The following is a 15650-nucleotide window of genomic DNA, read 5'->3' as shown; positions in this document are numbered from 1 at the left end:
GATAGGCGTCGCAGCCATGGGCATTCCCGTTTCGACAGCGCATGCCGCGTCACCGGTCGAGGTGTTGATCAGCGACGCAGGGCAGCGAGATCAGGATGGGCATGTTCTGGTGGAACTGCGACTGCTCAATGGGTGCCATGCCCCGCAGACGGCCTCCCTGCCTGACCGGATCGAGGCGAGGATTGCGGCCCTCGGCAATGCCCGTGTGATCTGGCTCGAGCGGGCGCCGGGAACTCCGGCGGACCGGGTGATCGCGCCCGGCGGCTTTGGCCGCACAACCTATCGTATCGCTGGTGATACCGATGAGGCACTCGATGGGGCGAGCCTCTCCATCCCCGCATGGAATACGCGGCAGATCGCGCTTGCCGTTCGATCCGCACCAATCGCGCCGATAGCGAAGGATGAGAGCTCCTTCGCCGTAACATCCAGTGTGGTTGCGCCCATTGCCACGCCGCCTCCATCCGATCGGTCGGCCGGCAACGCCTTTCTTGCCAACCTTTCAGCCTATGAACCGATCTATGCCGTATACGGCCCGGGCACTGACGCCGATGCGCGGATCCAGATCAGCTTCAAGTACCAGATCTTCGGCACAAGGCGTGCCAGCAGTGAACTCCGCTCATGGCGCGATGGACTGCATTTTGCCTATACGCAGCGTATGTTCTGGGATCTGGGGGCGGATTCATCGCCTTTCCGAAATATCGATTTTCAGCCGGAGCTCTTCTACCTGACACCGCCAACGACACTGGCCAACGGCATCTCCCTGGCAGGACAGGGCGGCGTCAGGCACGAATCGAACGGACGCAGCGGTGCGGCTTCGCGCAGTTTCAACACGATCTATCTCGCACCCATGGCGGCCATCCCGCTGAGCGGGCGCTATCGCTTGTCGGTTTCCCCACGGCTATCGTTTTACGTCGGCGACCTGTCGGACAATCCCGACATCCGCCGCTACCGGGGCAACCTTTCGCTTTACGTCGAACTGGGGGAGGACGATGGCCTGCGCCTCTCCACCGCGACCCGGTTCAACTTTTCCAGCGGTAAGGGCGCCCTGAACGCGACCCTGTCCTACCCTCTTTCCAGGATCCTGGGCGGTGGACCAGACTTTTATCTCTTCGGCCAGGGCTTTACGGGTTATGGTGAGAACCTGCTGGATTACAACCGCCGCACGACCCGCTTTCGACTAGGGCTGGCGCTCGTGCGTTGATACAGTACCTTCCTCAAGGGACCTGTCGAGCCTATGAACTTGTGCAAATCGCTTGTCGCTCTTGGCGTTCTGGCTTTGGCGGGCGGGAGCGCCTCGGCGAACGACAATTCCTCCGCTATCTGGCGCAACCCATCAGATAGTGTCCATATCCGTGCCGAACCGTGCGGGGACGGGCTATGCGGTGTTGTCGTCTGGGCCAGCGAAAAGGCCAAGACGGACGCCCGCAAGGGCAGCACCCAGCCGCTGGAAGGCGCCCGGCTGTTCCGTGATTTCGTGGAAGAGAAGCCGGGCGTCTGGCGGGGCAGGGTCTTTGTGCCCGACATTGGACGCACCTTCACCGGCAGGATAACCAAACTCGACCCCAATAGACTTGAGGCCAAGGGTTGTCTTGCAGGGCGTATCGGATGCCGGACCCAGATTTGGACACGCATCACGGATTGATCATCACATTGGTTAGTGATCGTACTCATCGTTAAGCCCCAGCTCGTGCGTCCGCGCTTAGATTAGGACGTCGTCCGAAAATGTAGTCGTTATTCGGACACCGCCTCATCGCTTGCGACAATCTGACCCCATCATGCGATGACATATCATGTTCAATTGACATTTTTAGAATGATATGTCATGCACGCCCTATGTCTCGCGCATCCCGAGCCGCCAGCGGTCTGCCGCCCCAGAGCCAGCGCGCCATAGCACAGCTGGGCAAGGACATTTCGATCGCGCGCCGCCGCCGCAAGTTGCCGCAACGCTTGATGGCCGAACGCATGCTTGTTTCGGTTCAAACCCTCCAACGCCTGGAGGCTGGGGATCCGACCGTGGGGCTGGCCGTCCTAGCCAGCGCACTTCATGTCTTCGGTATGACGCAACGCCTCGCCGAGCTTGTTGCACCCGACACGGACCGCGCCGGCATCAGCGAGGATATTGCCCGCCTTCCCAAGACCACCCACGCCGTCAGCGACGACGAACTGGATTTCTGATCGACCATGGCAACGGTGCGCACCTATGTCTTCGTCCATCTCCCCGGAGGCCCCGTGCCTGCCGGATTGCTGACGATGACTGACGAACCGCGCAACCAGTACGCAACCTTCGCCTACGGTCGGCGATATCTTGCCCGGTCGGACAGGATCCCGGTCGATCCCGTGGCGCTCCCGCTGCATGAGCCGGGTGTGGACCGGGTTTTCCAGACCGAAGAGGGATTCGCCGTCTTCGGCGGAATCCGCGATGCTGCTCCTGATGGCTGGGGGCAGTACCTCATGTACAAAGCCATGGGCGACCGCCTGCCTAATGACATCGACCTGATCCTCGCGTCAGGGGACTATCGGGTCGGAGCACTGGCATTCGGCCCAACAGCCGAGCGCCCCCAGCGCATAACGCCATGGGGCGATGGCGATGCGCCGGGCGAGCATTTTACCCTGGACGAATTGGCTGAATCTGCCGAGCGTGCCCAGCATGTCGATAAGCTCGACGAAAACCTGCGCCGGTTGCTGACAGCCGGATCATCGCTGGGCGGTGCGCGCCCAAAGGCCGCGACTGAGATCAACGGACAGCCGTGGATCGCCAAGTTCCAGGCACGCAACGACAGTTTTCCAGAATGCCGGGTCGAGCTTGCCACCATGCGTCTCGCAAAGGATTGCGGCATCGACGTACCCGCACTCGATTTCAAACGGGTGCTGGAACGCGACATTTACCTGATCGAGCGGTTTGACCGTGTTTCCCATGGCAACTGGTTAGAACGACGGGCCTTCGCATCCGGTCTGACCATGCTCGGCGCCCATGAAAGCGAAGTAAGCCGCTACAGCTATGCAGATCTCGCCGGCGCCCTGCGTCAGCATGGCACCGAGGTCCGCCGCGACTTGCGCGAACTGTTCCGTCGGATGGTGTTCAATATTCTGGTCACCAATGACGACGACCACCTGCGCAACCATGGTTTCCTGTACGATGGCAAGGGCTGGCGCCTGTCGCCGCTCTACGATGTCGTGCCCAAACCCCAGATTGGCCTGGAGCGGCGGTTGGTCCTGGGCGTCGGCCCCCAAGGGAGGGATGCTACGATAGCCAATGCTCTTGCGGGTGCTGCCGGTTTTGATCTCAATCCCGACGAAGCCAAGTCTATCGCCGAGGAAATACGTGCGATCGTGGCCGCAGGTTGGGAGAAGCACTTCTCAGGGGCCAAGGTAAGCCCTGCCGACCGTGCACGCTTTTCCACATGCTTTCGCCTTGCAATAACTGACAATTGAGTGGGTTGGAAGCGCACTTGGCCTACGTGCGAATAGGTATCTGTACGGCGCTCGACGCCCCCCACGCGCTGACAAGGCCAGCCTGAATCCTGGCGATCGGGTGGATTCAGGCATCAATCTCAGCCTCAAACCAAACTGCGCATTTTGGACCAAGCGATCTCGACTTAGGAAACCGGCCTGCTACGCTTCGTAGCAAACAGCGCAGATCAGGTTGAACTTTATCCAGTCCGGCGTGAGCACTGCCAAATCCGCCCTGTCAAACCACACGGCGCGAGGAACGCTGCTTACCATGGCCCCCCGCGCTTGCGGGTAAAATGCCAGCCGCCTGCAGACCATTGCGCGGCAAGGTCGTCCTCGGGATATTCGCCCTGGTCGGTGACGCTACGATCTCCCACCTCGAGATAGTGCACCTCCGCTTCGGTGCGGTTGATCAGGTGGTGGGCAAGGCCACCCGCGGGAAACCCCACGCACATCCCCGGCTCCAGCACCACCTCGCCCGCGTCGGTTCGCAGCGTCGGATAGCCGGACAGGATGTAGACGAACTCCTCCTGCTCCGTGTGCCGATGCAGCAGGGCGGATTGCGCGCCCGGCGGCAACACCGTGAGGTTCACCCCGAAGCGAGACAGCCCGAAGGCATCGCCCAGCTGGCGCTTGACCCGACCGGAGACGCGCTCGGCGAATTGGGGCGGGTAGTTGGAGGGCTTGGCGCGCGGTGCGATGTCGAGGGCGTGGCGAGGTTCAGGCGCGGGCACAGGCATGGTTTGGTTCTCCCTGTCAGGCGTGTTCGGCGGGCTGATGACAGACGATGCAGAGCTTGTTGCCGTCGAGGTCACGGAAATAGGCGCCATAGTAGTTGGCGTGATAGCGCGGCCGCAAACCCGGCTTGCCTTCGCACCTGGCGCCGCCGGCGATAGCGATTTCGTGGACGCGATCGACCGTGGCGCGGTCCGACGCCAGCAAGGCCACCATGCCCCCGTTCCCGGGATCCGCCGCCTCGCCGTCGAACGGCCAGCCGAGCACGAATAGCGGCCGGGTCGTTGCCGCCGGGTTCCAGATCACCAGATGGGTGGACGTTTCCGAGTGGCGCCGCCGCCATCCCAGCGCATCCATGATCGGCGCATAGAAAGCGGCTGCCCGGTCGGGGGCGTTGGTGCCGAGAAAGGTGTGAGAGATCATCGGTGGCTTCCTGTCGCTCAGAGGACCCCCGCCTCGATTTCCTTCAAATAGAGGAACTCGGGCGCATGCACGCCCGCAGCCCGCCGGATTTCGACGAGCTCGGGGGATTCGAAAACGGCATGAGCGGCGGACAGGGACGACCAACAGGAGAAGTGAACGACCCGGTTCGCATCGGTGTCCAAGGCCAGCAGGCGGTATTCTATCTCGCCCGCCTCGCGCCGGATCGTGGCGGCGTCATCGAAGATCGCCTTCCATTTCGCATAGTCCTCGACCTCATGGACGATGAGGACATATTCGGCGGCCCGGGACGTCGTGGTCATGCGCCAGTTCCGGCATGGATCAAGAGACCGATGGCAAAGCCCAGCCACATGGCCGCGAGCACGGCGCACGAGGCGATATAGAGCCGCGCCCGCAAGCGAACCGCATTGGGGCCGATATGAACGACACTGTGCAGCGCGCGCAGAGCCACAAAGATCCACGCCAGCACGATCTGGCTGGCCGAGGCATGGCCCGTCAGCATCAGCAACGGTACCAGCGCGAAGTAGAGCACCGGCATCTCGAACAGGTTGGCAAGGTTGTGCGCTGGCCGCTCCACTGGGTGGAAGTAGCGCGCGACGCTCTCGCCGTCGGCAAAGGTCTTGGCCGTGGGCGGGTTGGCGGCGATGTGGGTGAAGCGCCGACGCAGCAGCACGAACCAGACCGTGAAGATCAACAAGGCCAAGGCCATGGTCGGCCAGAGAATCGGCGGGCTTGCGTGGGCCATCGTGTTCAGACCTCCTTGTATCGGTACTCAGCGCACCATTGAGTCCATATTTAATACTTAGACGTATAGGCTGGATTTGTTTTTGCAACCCAGTTATTCAAGAAGTATGGAAACGCCCCCATTCAGGCGGCAATCGCCCGTACACATCAGCCGCTGCACACTGGCCGCCAGCTTCGAGTTCCTAGGGGATCGCTGGTCCCTACTCATCCTGCGCAGCGCCCTCTTCGGAGTTCGGCGCTATGAGGACTTCCATATCGAGCTGGGGATCCCGCGAACCGTGCTGGCGGACCGTCTGAAACGCCTTGTCTCCGCCGGCCTGATGGTGCGGCACGACTACAAGGTCGCTGGCAGCCGCCCGCGCAAGGAATATGTGCTGACCGAAATGGGAGAGGCGCTACGGCTTCCTTTCCTCGCCATGCGTCAATGGTCTGAGCACTGGGTCGGGCAAGGACGAACGCCGCCGATGCACCTCGTCAGGAAGACGTACGGGGCCGGCGTTCACGTAGCATTCGTCGATGAATTCGGACGCATCGTGCCCGCCGACGACGTGACGGCCGGGTTCGAGGAATGGGCATCCAGCCCTATCAGCGGGGACTGACGCACGGTTCTGCCATCTCTGGCACTCACGGTTTCCTACTGATCAAGGCAAAGCCGGCAGCGCCATCACAACCTGTTCAACAGTTGCGACCCATTTCTGGCTGAGACTCCCAACGGCAGGCGAACCGGTTTGTCGGGATTCCGGACGACATAGACAACGCTGATCCGGACGCCATCCGTCTCGATAGCTAGAACCTGATCGATCTGCTCGTCCCTGCAGACCAGAACCCCAGGCAGGCCATTGACCTACACAAGTTCCGTAACCAGCCCCCGTTCAGAGGCCCGAACTTGCCTACAATTCCGATAAAGAAGCACGCAATGCGGTCCGCGCCCTGGATGGGGTTAAGTGCTGCCATCACCTTGCCGCCGCCATCGGCGATGAGCATCGCATCCTCGCGCAGCAGAGCGGCCAGGCCCGCGACATCTCCCGATGCAACCGCAGTGCCGAACGTGGCAAGCAGGCGGTGATGCGCCTCGGGCGCCGTGCGGAGCGTGCCCCGCCGGTCGCGGACCGCGCGGCGGGCTGTCGGCGAGCCGGCTCCTGCCGCCCCAGCGTCACGGCGATCTCGGCAAAGGGCATGTCGAGCACGTCATGCAACAGGAACGCCGCCCGCTCTGCCGGCGTCAGCCGCTCCAACGCCAGCAGCAAAGCAAAGGATAGGTCGTCGGCCAGCTCCGTCGCGGCATCCGGCGCCAGCGCGGCGGCATCAATGACCGGTTCGGACAGCCAACCTCCAGCAGTCTCGCGCTACGCCAATCTCAACTGGAAGGCGTCTGCACCGATCCAAAGCCATGCACTCTGACCACCGGTGACAGCGGCTGACTTGCCCCAGTGGCCCCGGCCGTTCCGGTTCCTGCCGAGACTGGTATCGCCGGTACCGCAAAGATATCCTGACCAAAGCGGCGCTGCATATGGCGGGCCACGCTCAGCGCATAGCGTCGCTGCCGCCAGGCGGTTGGGCTGTGATATACACCGACCGCTTTCCAGAAGTCGCCTGTTATCAGGAGCGCGGACAGGAATATCCATCGCGCCGCGCCCGCATTGAAGCAGGGATCATGGACCAGCCAGGACCGGACATCGGCCTGCGGGCGCCCCACCAACGCGGAAATCCGCTTCACCCACCCGCTATTGACTTGCAGAGGACCCAGGTCTTGCGAGCCATTGGTATTGCCCACTTCAGCGCCGAGCCAGCCGGCTTCCTGGTCGCGCAGACCCCAGAGGGTCTTTTCGAGCCAAGGTTTTCCCCCGGCCACCTGGCGGATGCACTCGGCGATCCGGGTTTCACCCTCCCCGGTGCCCCGCGCCTGGGCCGGGTTTGCCACAAGCAGGGCGAGACACGCGGAAACAGGCAACATCAGGCTGTCGGTGCGGGGCAGGAAAATGGCGACACGGCTAAGACAAATCATCATGGTCTTCCTTGGTTGAGATTTTTCCCGATCAGCGATCAAAGCCGCGATCGGGCTGGGATTGGGGTTGCGGGGGCTGATCTGGCGGGCTCCGTGCTGGTTCCGTCCGCGGGTCTGCCCGAGCCGTGCGACCGCGTTCCGGATCGGGTCCGGTTCGGCGATCGAGTGCGGATTTCAGGATCCGGTCAAGAATATCGGCCATCCTGTGCGCGCCTTCAGCGAGCCGATCGCCAAGACCATCGGGATTACGATTGCGATCGAGCTGCCGTTCGAGGGAGCCGTCGCGCCGTTCCTGCCGTGCGCGTTGCTGCTCGTCGCGGGCCAGCCCGATGCTCGCCGCATAGCGGTCGGCATAGGCGCGCGCGGAATCCTTCCCCAGCCGCCCCAGCCCTTCGAGCGCCGAGGTTTTCTCGCCCGAGCGGCTCTCGAGTTTCTCGACAAGGCGCTTCTCGTCCTCGGTCCAGAGTTTCACGCCGAACCGGGCGCGGGTGATCGCGGTGTAGTAATTCTGGCCGTTGACGAGGGGCGAGCTAACCGGGGCCAGCACATAGACCCGGGCATAGGTCTTCGACTGCGCCGAATAGACCGTCTCGGCATAGCCATGATCCCAGGTCTTGTGTTCGGACAGGTCAACCTTCTGCACCCGGTCGGTGCGATCCCAGCGGATCGTCGCCTGGCTCCCCTCCAGCCTCTCGACCGTCCCCCGCTCGGCGTTCTTGAGATCCAGTCCCTTGTTGACCAGTCGCCACTGAATGCGGTCACCTTCGGCCAGATCGCGCTCCTCGCGGTTGAACACGTTGACCTGGCGGGCGGCGCCGAGCCTCGGATCCCAGCGGATCATCCGGCCGTTCTCGTCGACGAGGCGGACGACCTGCCGGCCATTGGCTTCGCGTCCGGTGCCGACGACGCGATATTCAGTGTCGCGCGCGATCCCGGCGCCGGCGAGATCCCGCCCGAATGTCACCACCTGCCCGCCTGAATAGAAGCGGGCAAAATGCTTTTCCTGATCGGACAGGCCCGCCGGGGTCAGAACCTGGAGACGGGTCTCCTCGGCGGCAATGGCGCTTTCGGATTTGAGGGTTTCGCGGATCTTGGCATTGACCAGCAGGCGGGTGGCGTTTTCGAGCACGAGGATATTGGTACTGGCCCGGCTCTCGGCGCCGAGCCGCGTCCATTCCGCCACCAGCCCCTTGGCCAGCGCTTCCGCATCCCCGCCGCTCACCACCTTGTCGAGCTTGGCGAGCGAGGCCGCATAGTCGCCGGAGCGCGCCGCGGTGACCGCCGCTTTCATCGCCCGGGTTTCCTGGCGCATCGATTCGGTGAGCTGGGCGGTCGGCAGCCCGAGCCGCTGCAGCAGCCAGAAGGGCTTGCCCTGCTCGATCGCGCCGGTCTGCTTGTTGTCACCGAGCAGGATCAGCCGCGCGCCCGTCTCGCGGCTGATCTCGAGCATGCGGAGCGCCTGTCGGTTCCCCAGTTGCCCAGCCTCGTCGAGCACCAGGACATGCCGGTCGGTCAGTCCATGTCCACCGCCCGCCAGCAGGCTGGCGACGGTGCGCGATTCCACGCCCGCGCTTTTGCCGAGATTGGCGGCAGCGGACGATGTGGGGGCCAGTGCGATGAAATGCGTGCCCGGTTCGGCGGAATCCTTCAGCATCTGCACCAGCATCGACTTGCCTGCGCCCGCGACACCGTGGAGCCCCGTCACCCGGTCCCGGGAGGTGGCGAGCGATACGAGCGCGCGCTCCTGCGCGGGGGTAAGTCCGGCATGTTCCAGCACGGTGAGCAACCGGTCGGACGAGGCGATCGGCCGCGCATCGTCCAGCGCCAACGCGAGCTGGCGGACCAGCGCCTGTTCGAGCCGGGCGCTCCGCCGCGTCGTGCGCCCCCGTGTCAGGGTCTGATCGCCGGTCTGCGTCCGGGTCGCCAGCAGCTTGCGGCGCGTCTCATGCTCGGTGATGAGCGGGCGGATATCGGACAGGCGTACCTCGCCGACATGGGAGGCGAGCGCATGCCGGTAGAGCGTCCCAAGGCTCGTCACCGCTTCGCGGGATTCGGCCTGACGGATGCCGAACAGCGCGGCGCGGCTCGCCACAGCGCGCTCCGGGCCTTGCTCGGAGGCACGCTCGGGATCGGGGGTTTCCTGCCCCTTCGCTTCGGCGTGCGCACGCACCTGCTCCAGTTCCCTGGCATAGGGCCTGGCCCGCTCGGTCCATTGCCCGCGCAATTCCTCAAGCCCGACCTTCACCTTGGCGCCGCGGGTCTGGTAAAAGGAAGCCCGCCGCGCAGCCTGCCCGCTCAGCCCGTGTTCTTTTGCATGGGTATTGATCTGTTCGGCGCGCTGCGAGGTCTCGCGGATGAAGTCCTTGGGCACACCGGTAATCTCGAACAGGCCCTTGCGCGGGTCGAACTCGATCTCGAAACCCTGTTCGCGCAGACCATGGGCAAGCTCGTTGCGGTAGACCTGCCCCGCGACCATCTGCTCGGCATACATCGCCCGGCTTTCGAGGCTGGCCATCGGCGCGTCGGCCTCACGGTTGGTCATGTTGAGCACGACGACATGGGTATGGAGGTGGGGATCGAGCTCGCGACTGGCATGCTCGGTGAAGCGCGCGAACAGCAGCCGCCCGGTGGTTTCGTGGACGATTTCATCATCCTCGCGACGGCGCAGCGCCGCGTGTTCTTCGAGATAGGATAGAGCCGTAGTGACGGCACGCTCATGCGCCGTGATGATCCGATCGTCGCCCGCGACGAGCGCCATGATCGACACCGACTTGGGGGCATTGACGGCAAAGTCCCAACCAGGGTGGTGCTCGATTTCGCCATTGGCCCGATGACGGCCAAGCTGCTGGCCAGCGACCCGGCCAGCTAGCAATTCCTGGAATGTATGGGGATCGACGGTCCCCGCGAGCCCCAGCTCCGGAGCAAGCCTGCCGCCCCATTCGCTGGGTTCCTCGCCGCCCTTGGTGTAATAATCGCCCACCGTATAGTAGCGGGCGATATTACCGGACGTGCCTTTCAGGCGGCGCGGATGGATCATGCCGGCCGCGCCTTCTTGGCCGGGCCGTTCTCCCGGTCATAGACGTCGAGGTCGATTTTGGGGTGGCCGCGCCTGGGAGCCAGCGTGAAATCCTGCGGCACCCGTTCCGCGTCATCGGCATCATCCGTTACCGGCAGTGGGGGTGGCGACGGCGGGGACGACTGTGGTGCTTCTGTGGAAACTGGCTCCGCAGGCTCCTCGCTCGGCACAGGGGGCGTAAAGAGGTCGGGCTGGCGCGCGCCCTCCTCAGCCGGTCGCGGCTTGGAGGCTTCCGCCTGCTTCACGTCGGCAACCGCGCGCGCATCGGCCGCGGCGTGGATCGCCTCGATGATGACCTTGCCCTCATTGTCGCGGAACGGCGGCGTGTCGCGTTCGATGAAAGCCTCGGCGATGCTGGCGACCGTGTTGAACCGGTCGTCGAACCGCACCACCGGCAGATTGCGCCCGAACCGCAGAAAGCCCGAGAGGTTGGGAAGGTTGGTGACCTCGGTGTGCATGACGAGCGGCCGCGTCACCTGCATGCGCGAGAGGTTGACCCCGTCGCGCATATCGTTGACGCCGTAGCTCATGCCCTCGTTCGCTTCGACCTGTTCGACCTGGCCCAAATTCTCGGAGACATGCTTGGCGGTGGGGGTATCGTTGGCCCTCAGTGCCACCCAGGTCGAACAATAGCCGGTGATCGCTGCGGCATCCTGGATGCCGTAGGTCGCCTCCAATTGCGGGTAGGACTGGAACCCCAGGATGCCGCAGCCGCCATATTTGCGGGCACGGGCGAGGAAGTCGGAGAGCGAGGGCAGTTTCTGGAGGGTCGGCAGCTCGTCGATCACGCAATAGAGGCGGCGCTTGCGATCGGGCGTCAGGCTCATGATCGCCGAGATGGCGATGTCGAGCCATACCGTGATCAGGGGGCGGAGCGAGGGGAGCTGGTCGGCCTTCACCGTGATGAACAGCCAGTTGTCCCCCTCCTCGTTCTGCACCCATTCGCGGATCGAGAGGCCTTTGCGGGTATCGTCGAGATAGGAGAAGCTGCGCATCACCGAGGCCAATTCGGCCTGAATACCCGCCGAAGTCCGTTCCCCTTCCAGGCTGATGAAGGCGGCCGCATCGGTGCCGGCGGCAAAGGCAGCGAGGTCCTTCAGCTTGGAGCGCAGCAGGCGGTCGAGCAGGACCGAGACCAACATCTCACCTTCGCGGGCGAGCTTCCTCAGCACTGCCACCAGCGTGCCGCGCGCGGCCTTGGCCCAGAACGGATCGCCGGTCTTGTCGGGGATCGTCGATTCCGCGATCTGGTCGTAATGATATTCGCGGGGGACATCGCCCCAGGGCGACCATTTGGCGGTGCGCTGGTCGAGCGGGTTGAGGATGATGTCCTGGCCGGGCCGGTAGAACTTTTCGACAAAAGTGCCGGCGGTGTCATAGACGATGGCGCGCTTGCCTTCAGTGCGGATGCCTTCGAGCATCTTGACGATGAGGTTGGTCTTGCCGGTGCCAGGCGCACCGCACAGGAGAATATGCTCGGGCTCAAAAGCGTCGGGCATGGGGACGCCGCCGATCGAGAAGCTCCCCTTCTTCTGCCGCCACAGGATGCGCCTGACCTGACGGACAGTTCCGAAACGGGCGCCGCGGATATATTCGTTGGAGCCCAGCCCCCGCCCCGTCCGGGTGAAGGAGAACCAGGCGCAGACGAGCGCGCCGAACGCGAATATGCCCGAGATTAACGCGCCATGGATCAGATAGAGTTCGAAGCTGTGCAAGGTCTTCTTGGCGAGGCTCGAGGCCACCAGCCAGTCGGCCGAGGTCCAGTATTGCTGTCCCGCCGGGGTCTTGAACAGCACCGGATCGTTGGTCCCACCGGCAGCGTTCGCCTTGAAGGCGGCCTCGATCAGCTTGACGAGGACGAAGCGCTGATAGGCGGTCGAGAGTTCGAGCGCGTACCAGATCATGCCCATGACCCAGAGAATCAGGCAGGCGACCACGGTCTGGAAGAAGACCTGCGTGGTCATCCGGACATTGTGGACGATCGCCTGACCGCCGCGCGTCCAGGAACCCAGGGTATCGTTACGAAAGATGCTCATGACAGAATGTCCCGGTCGGCGCGACGCGCGAGGATAAGGATGCAGTCCCCGAGGAAGAGGAGCGGCGCGAAGCCCAGCGGCCAAGGAATGACCGGGCGCCGCAGGGCGTTGCGGTGTGCCGGCCCAAGGGCATCGGCGGGCATGTTGCGGCCCCCGCTCACCGGTCCTGCTCCGGACCGAGCAGACCCCGTTCTCGTAGGATCGCCGAGGCATCGGCCATCCCTCGCTTGAGCACCTCGGGCGTGCGTTCACCGACCGAAGTGGCGAGGATCGTCAGGATCTGGATGCAGGTGCCGAGCACCTCATCCTGCGAGGAATAGATATAGCGGCCACGCGGATCGGCAGCCTGGGTCAGGACCGATCGGATGAAGTCGGAAAAGGAAAGATCAGCACCGGCTGCGCGGCGGCTGAGGCGTTCGTAGAGGGTGTCGTCCACCCGCACACTGACTCGATGCATGTCGTAGCTCCGTGGAGGAGCCCGACGACGAGAGTCATGAAGCACTTGGTTTTTAGCGCGAACCGCCCAAAAACTCAAGAAAATTGGCCGTCTTCCATGGCACCCGCGCGAAATGGCGGAAATCCAGGTGTTGCCGGGCACCGTCGCCAGCTTCGGAAGCCATGGGTGCCAGAGCCCGTGTCCGGCGGGTGCCATGGCATCCAGCGCAACACACGGATTTATGATGGTTTATCACCGCAGCACCCGTGCGTACGGTGCATTACAATACGGCCAAGGCCGTGCGTCCTTCCTTGCGCAGCGAGCTTCTCGCTGCGTCGCCTCGCACCGGAAGGGGCGCGGCCCTTTCCCGGCACGGGGAAGGCTCTGTTCTTCTCGCCGGCGGCACGCCGGCAGGCTCTTGCCCATGCGGGAAAGTGATCGGCGATGACGTCATGATGGCTCCTGAAGTTTGCCCCTGCTCCGGGGGATTGCGAACGGCGTCCGATCCTCCGATATTGGGGGCGGCGGGCAGACCATCCCGAAGGACGATGGATATGCCCAAGATGACCGACAGAGAACGCCTCGCCGACCTCGAAGCGCGCCAGCGCAAGATGGGCGAGGAGGTGGAAAAGACCCGCCGCGCATTGCGCGGCAAATATGCCGCGATCGTTCCCGATCTCCCCGTCGAGCAATTGACGGAACGGGAATTCCGCGATGTGTTGACCGCTGTAATCCGGGTGGGCGGCGCAGCCGCCATCACCGTTCTCAAACCCCTGCCCAATGCAAGCAGCAACCCTCAATCCGCTCCCGCGAACAATCCAAAATCATCCCGCAGGGATGGCCCAGCGACGAGCATGGCGTAGCCACGCGCAGGAGGCCGAAGCCGCCTTTCGCGGCTTCGCATCGCCGCCGCGACGGACCCGGGCCAAAGGTCCGGGCTCCCGAGCGGGGGCGACATCGAGGCCAACAAAAAAAGGGATCGGCCGGACGAATGCCCGACCGATCCCGTATCGCTTCCTTACGCCGCCGCTTGGCTCCCGCGCTGGTCCTTCAGGGCGAAGAACCTCGCCGGGATGCGCTTCGCTCTCACCTCCCGGGCGAGATGCGACTGGAGCCCCGAACCTTCGCAGACGATCGCTTCGACCGGGCGCAGGTTCAGGAGCTGCTCGTTCCGCGCGAACCCGGCCCGCTTGCCCAATCGCCTGTCGAGGGTGAAGGCGATGAGCATGGTCCCGCTCCGGGCCGCCCAGGCAGCCGCGATCGCGTCGCACCCTTTGTCCTGCGCGGTCGTCGCCAGCACCATTCCCGGAATGCGCGCCTTCACCGCATCGAGCGTTTCGGTGAGCAGCGCGTGATCCTCCCAGGCCTGACCGCCCGAGAAGATCACCACCGGACCTTGCGGGCTGTGCGCTTCCGCCCGGCGCAATCTGCGTGCCGCCAGGAAGTCGGTTGCAGCAATCACCGAGGCGGTGCGCTTGGACGAGACCAGCGATCCCTTCGGGCTGGACCATGGCCGCCCCGTCTCGGCGAGATAGGTGCTTGCGGCATAGTCGCGCATGCAGGCGACCGCTTCGCGTGCTTCATCGAGCGACTGGCAGAGGAGCTGGGCTTCCTCCAGTTCCCCCATCATCACCTCGCTGCCGTCGGCGCCGTGCACCAGTTCCTTGATCTTGACCGCAGCCCGGTCGGCTTCGCCATCCAGCTGGTCGGCGACCTTGTGGAAGCTGTGGACGATCCCCCAGGCGAGCCGTGCCGCCACGCTCTCCATCCGGGTGTCGCGCAGCACATCGAACATGGTGCGCACCAGCATTTCGGTGGCGAGCTGGGCTTCAGTCGCGTCCGGCATGTCGGCGGTCAGCTCCTCCTCACCGAAACCCATGCGGCTGGTATCGTGCGCTCCCTCGAATGCTGCGCTGAAGCTGTCGGTCGTCGCCATGGTTTCGGCGGCGATGAGGTCGGCGATTTCGGCGAAGTCACGGATTGTGCGAGTACCCTTGGTCATGTCTGCCTCCTTGAATGGATTGAAAGAGGCATTTTCAAAGGCACGGGCTGTGAGCGCCGGGGTCAAGGATCGCGAAGCGACCGCGCAGCGGCGATGGGGGTCACGATTTTCTTTGGCGCTGCACAAACGCCCGAAACGGAGCACTGCCGCCCGCCCGCCAAAGAAAATGGTGGGGCCCCGTCGTCCTTGAGGCCGGTGCTATCCCCGTGCCACACTTGGACTTGTTGTAGAGAGAATTATACACCCACCTCGCCCCACGCACCCGAGGGACAACGCGGGCTCGATGCCCGTGCTGTCCCTGTTTGCGCCGCGCGACGGGCTGGAAAACCACACGGTCACAAACCGAAGACCGGACACGCCAGTCCGGTTCCTGCTTTGGGTGGCTAACCGCCGCTCCGTTTCAAATGCCTGTCGATAAGCCAGATGTGCAGGAAGTGGGCGCCAACGAATATCCCTCCCATGAAGAGGGTGACCGGAATTTCAAAACCGTCCTGGCCGGGACGTGGGGCTACGAAGATCGTCAGGGCGACCGTGGCCCAAATGATGGGAATCGCCAGCGCGGGTACGAACGCCAACGCAATACGGCGGGGTGCAGTCCAGGTGACTTCCCCGTCCAAATACCACTGCATCGGCAGACGGCTGCGTTCCCGGAATCTTTCGTTCGCAAGGAACGACATTCCGATCAGGACTGCGGTTGCGATCAAGCCGATAATGATCTGGGGCAT

Annotated in this window: 18 protein-coding genes; 6 read left to right on the top strand and 12 right to left on the bottom strand. The window is 63.8% G+C overall.

Going from position 1 to position 15650, the window contains the following annotated elements; all coding sequences use genetic code 11:
- Positions 1–16: 16 nt before the first annotated feature.
- The 4 genes from EGO55_RS18510 (at position 17) to EGO55_RS18495 (ending at position 3432) form a co-directional block, all read left to right on the top strand.
- Positions 17–1201 carry a phospholipase A gene (locus EGO55_RS18510; protein WP_084620099.1) on the top strand — a complete coding sequence of 395 codons (1185 nt, stop codon included), beginning with the start codon at positions 17–19 and terminating at the stop codon, positions 1199–1201.
- Between the two features lie 33 nt (positions 1202–1234).
- Entirely contained in the window at positions 1235–1642 is a 408-nt protein-coding gene (locus EGO55_RS18505) for a DUF2147 domain-containing protein (protein WP_021690642.1), read from the top strand.
- 191 nt (positions 1643–1833) lie between these two features.
- The gene (locus EGO55_RS18500; RefSeq protein WP_021690643.1) at positions 1834–2175 is read left to right on the top strand and encodes a helix-turn-helix domain-containing protein; all 342 of its coding nucleotides are present in this window, start codon (positions 1834–1836) and stop codon (positions 2173–2175) included.
- A gap of 6 nt (positions 2176–2181) precedes the next feature.
- Entirely contained in the window at positions 2182–3432 is a 1251-nt protein-coding gene (locus EGO55_RS18495; RefSeq protein WP_021690644.1) for a type II toxin-antitoxin system HipA family toxin, read from the top strand.
- 106 nt (positions 3433–3538) lie between these two features.
- Here EGO55_RS18495 and EGO55_RS21550 read toward each other — a convergent pair whose 3' ends face one another.
- The 5 genes from EGO55_RS21550 to EGO55_RS18470 all read right to left on the bottom strand — a co-directional run bounded on the left by EGO55_RS21550 (position 3539) and on the right by EGO55_RS18470 (position 5371).
- A complete protein-coding gene (locus tag EGO55_RS21550; RefSeq protein ID WP_210766573.1) occupies positions 3539–3628 on the bottom strand; it encodes an AlpA family phage regulatory protein in 90 nt (29 codons plus the stop codon).
- 88 nt (positions 3629–3716) lie between these two features.
- Positions 3717–4190: a cupin domain-containing protein gene (locus EGO55_RS18485; protein WP_021690645.1), complete on the bottom strand. Its 474-nt coding sequence runs from the start codon at positions 4188–4190 to the stop codon at positions 3717–3719.
- A gap of 16 nt (positions 4191–4206) precedes the next feature.
- Positions 4207–4608, bottom strand: coding sequence for a VOC family protein (locus EGO55_RS18480; protein WP_021690646.1), 402 nt, complete (start codon positions 4606–4608; stop codon positions 4207–4209).
- 17 nt (positions 4609–4625) lie between these two features.
- On the bottom strand, positions 4626–4928 hold the full coding sequence (locus EGO55_RS18475) for a hypothetical protein (RefSeq protein WP_021690647.1): 303 nt from the start codon (positions 4926–4928) through the stop codon (positions 4626–4628).
- Entirely contained in the window at positions 4925–5371 is a 447-nt protein-coding gene (locus EGO55_RS18470) for an MAPEG family protein (RefSeq protein ID WP_021690648.1), read from the bottom strand. Before EGO55_RS18470 ends, EGO55_RS18475 begins: the two co-directional genes overlap by 4 nt.
- Before the next feature lie 106 nt (positions 5372–5477).
- Between EGO55_RS18470 and EGO55_RS18465 the strand changes: the two genes are divergently transcribed.
- Positions 5478–5969, top strand: a complete 492-nt coding sequence (locus tag EGO55_RS18465) for a winged helix-turn-helix transcriptional regulator (protein WP_021690649.1) — start codon at positions 5478–5480, stop codon at positions 5967–5969.
- A 354-nt stretch (positions 5970–6323) separates the two neighbouring features.
- Here EGO55_RS18465 and EGO55_RS21785 read toward each other — a convergent pair whose 3' ends face one another.
- From EGO55_RS21785 to EGO55_RS18440, 5 genes are all read right to left on the bottom strand, one after another.
- Complete coding sequence (locus EGO55_RS21785) at positions 6324–6617, bottom strand: sigma factor-like helix-turn-helix DNA-binding protein (RefSeq protein WP_161566051.1); 294 nt, start codon at positions 6615–6617, stop codon at positions 6324–6326.
- A 110-nt stretch (positions 6618–6727) separates the two neighbouring features.
- Complete coding sequence (locus tag EGO55_RS18455; protein WP_210766572.1) at positions 6728–7378, bottom strand: lytic transglycosylase domain-containing protein; 651 nt, start codon at positions 7376–7378, stop codon at positions 6728–6730.
- Between the two features lie 28 nt (positions 7379–7406).
- A complete protein-coding gene (gene mobF, locus EGO55_RS18450; RefSeq protein WP_021690652.1) occupies positions 7407–10412 on the bottom strand; it encodes a MobF family relaxase in 3006 nt (1001 codons plus the stop codon).
- Complete coding sequence (locus EGO55_RS18445; RefSeq protein ID WP_021690653.1) at positions 10409–12487, bottom strand: type IV secretion system DNA-binding domain-containing protein; 2079 nt, start codon at positions 12485–12487, stop codon at positions 10409–10411. The genes mobF and EGO55_RS18445 overlap by 4 nt, the downstream gene beginning before the upstream one ends.
- Before the next feature lie 157 nt (positions 12488–12644).
- Positions 12645–12944, bottom strand: a complete 300-nt coding sequence (locus EGO55_RS18440) for a ribbon-helix-helix protein, CopG family (protein WP_021690655.1) — start codon at positions 12942–12944, stop codon at positions 12645–12647.
- A 533-nt stretch (positions 12945–13477) separates the two neighbouring features.
- Between EGO55_RS18440 and EGO55_RS18435 the strand changes: the two genes are divergently transcribed.
- The gene (locus tag EGO55_RS18435) at positions 13478–13786 is read left to right on the top strand and encodes a hypothetical protein (protein WP_040716224.1); all 309 of its coding nucleotides are present in this window, start codon (positions 13478–13480) and stop codon (positions 13784–13786) included.
- Between the two features lie 155 nt (positions 13787–13941).
- Here the strand turns inward: EGO55_RS18435 and EGO55_RS18430 are convergent, their stop codons facing one another.
- Positions 13942–14925, bottom strand: a complete 984-nt coding sequence (locus tag EGO55_RS18430; RefSeq protein ID WP_021690657.1) for a DUF2493 domain-containing protein — start codon at positions 14923–14925, stop codon at positions 13942–13944.
- 383 nt (positions 14926–15308) lie between these two features.
- Positions 15309–15650 (bottom strand): hypothetical protein, encoded by a 342-nt coding sequence (locus EGO55_RS18425; protein ID WP_021690658.1) that lies wholly within the window; start codon positions 15648–15650, stop codon positions 15309–15311.

This window comes from Caenibius tardaugens NBRC 16725 (assembly GCF_003860345.1).
Classification (GTDB): domain Bacteria; phylum Pseudomonadota; class Alphaproteobacteria; order Sphingomonadales; family Sphingomonadaceae; genus Caenibius; species Caenibius tardaugens.
The sequence above is the reverse complement of the archived record's forward strand: the minus strand, read 5'-3'. Positions and strand labels throughout refer to the sequence as shown.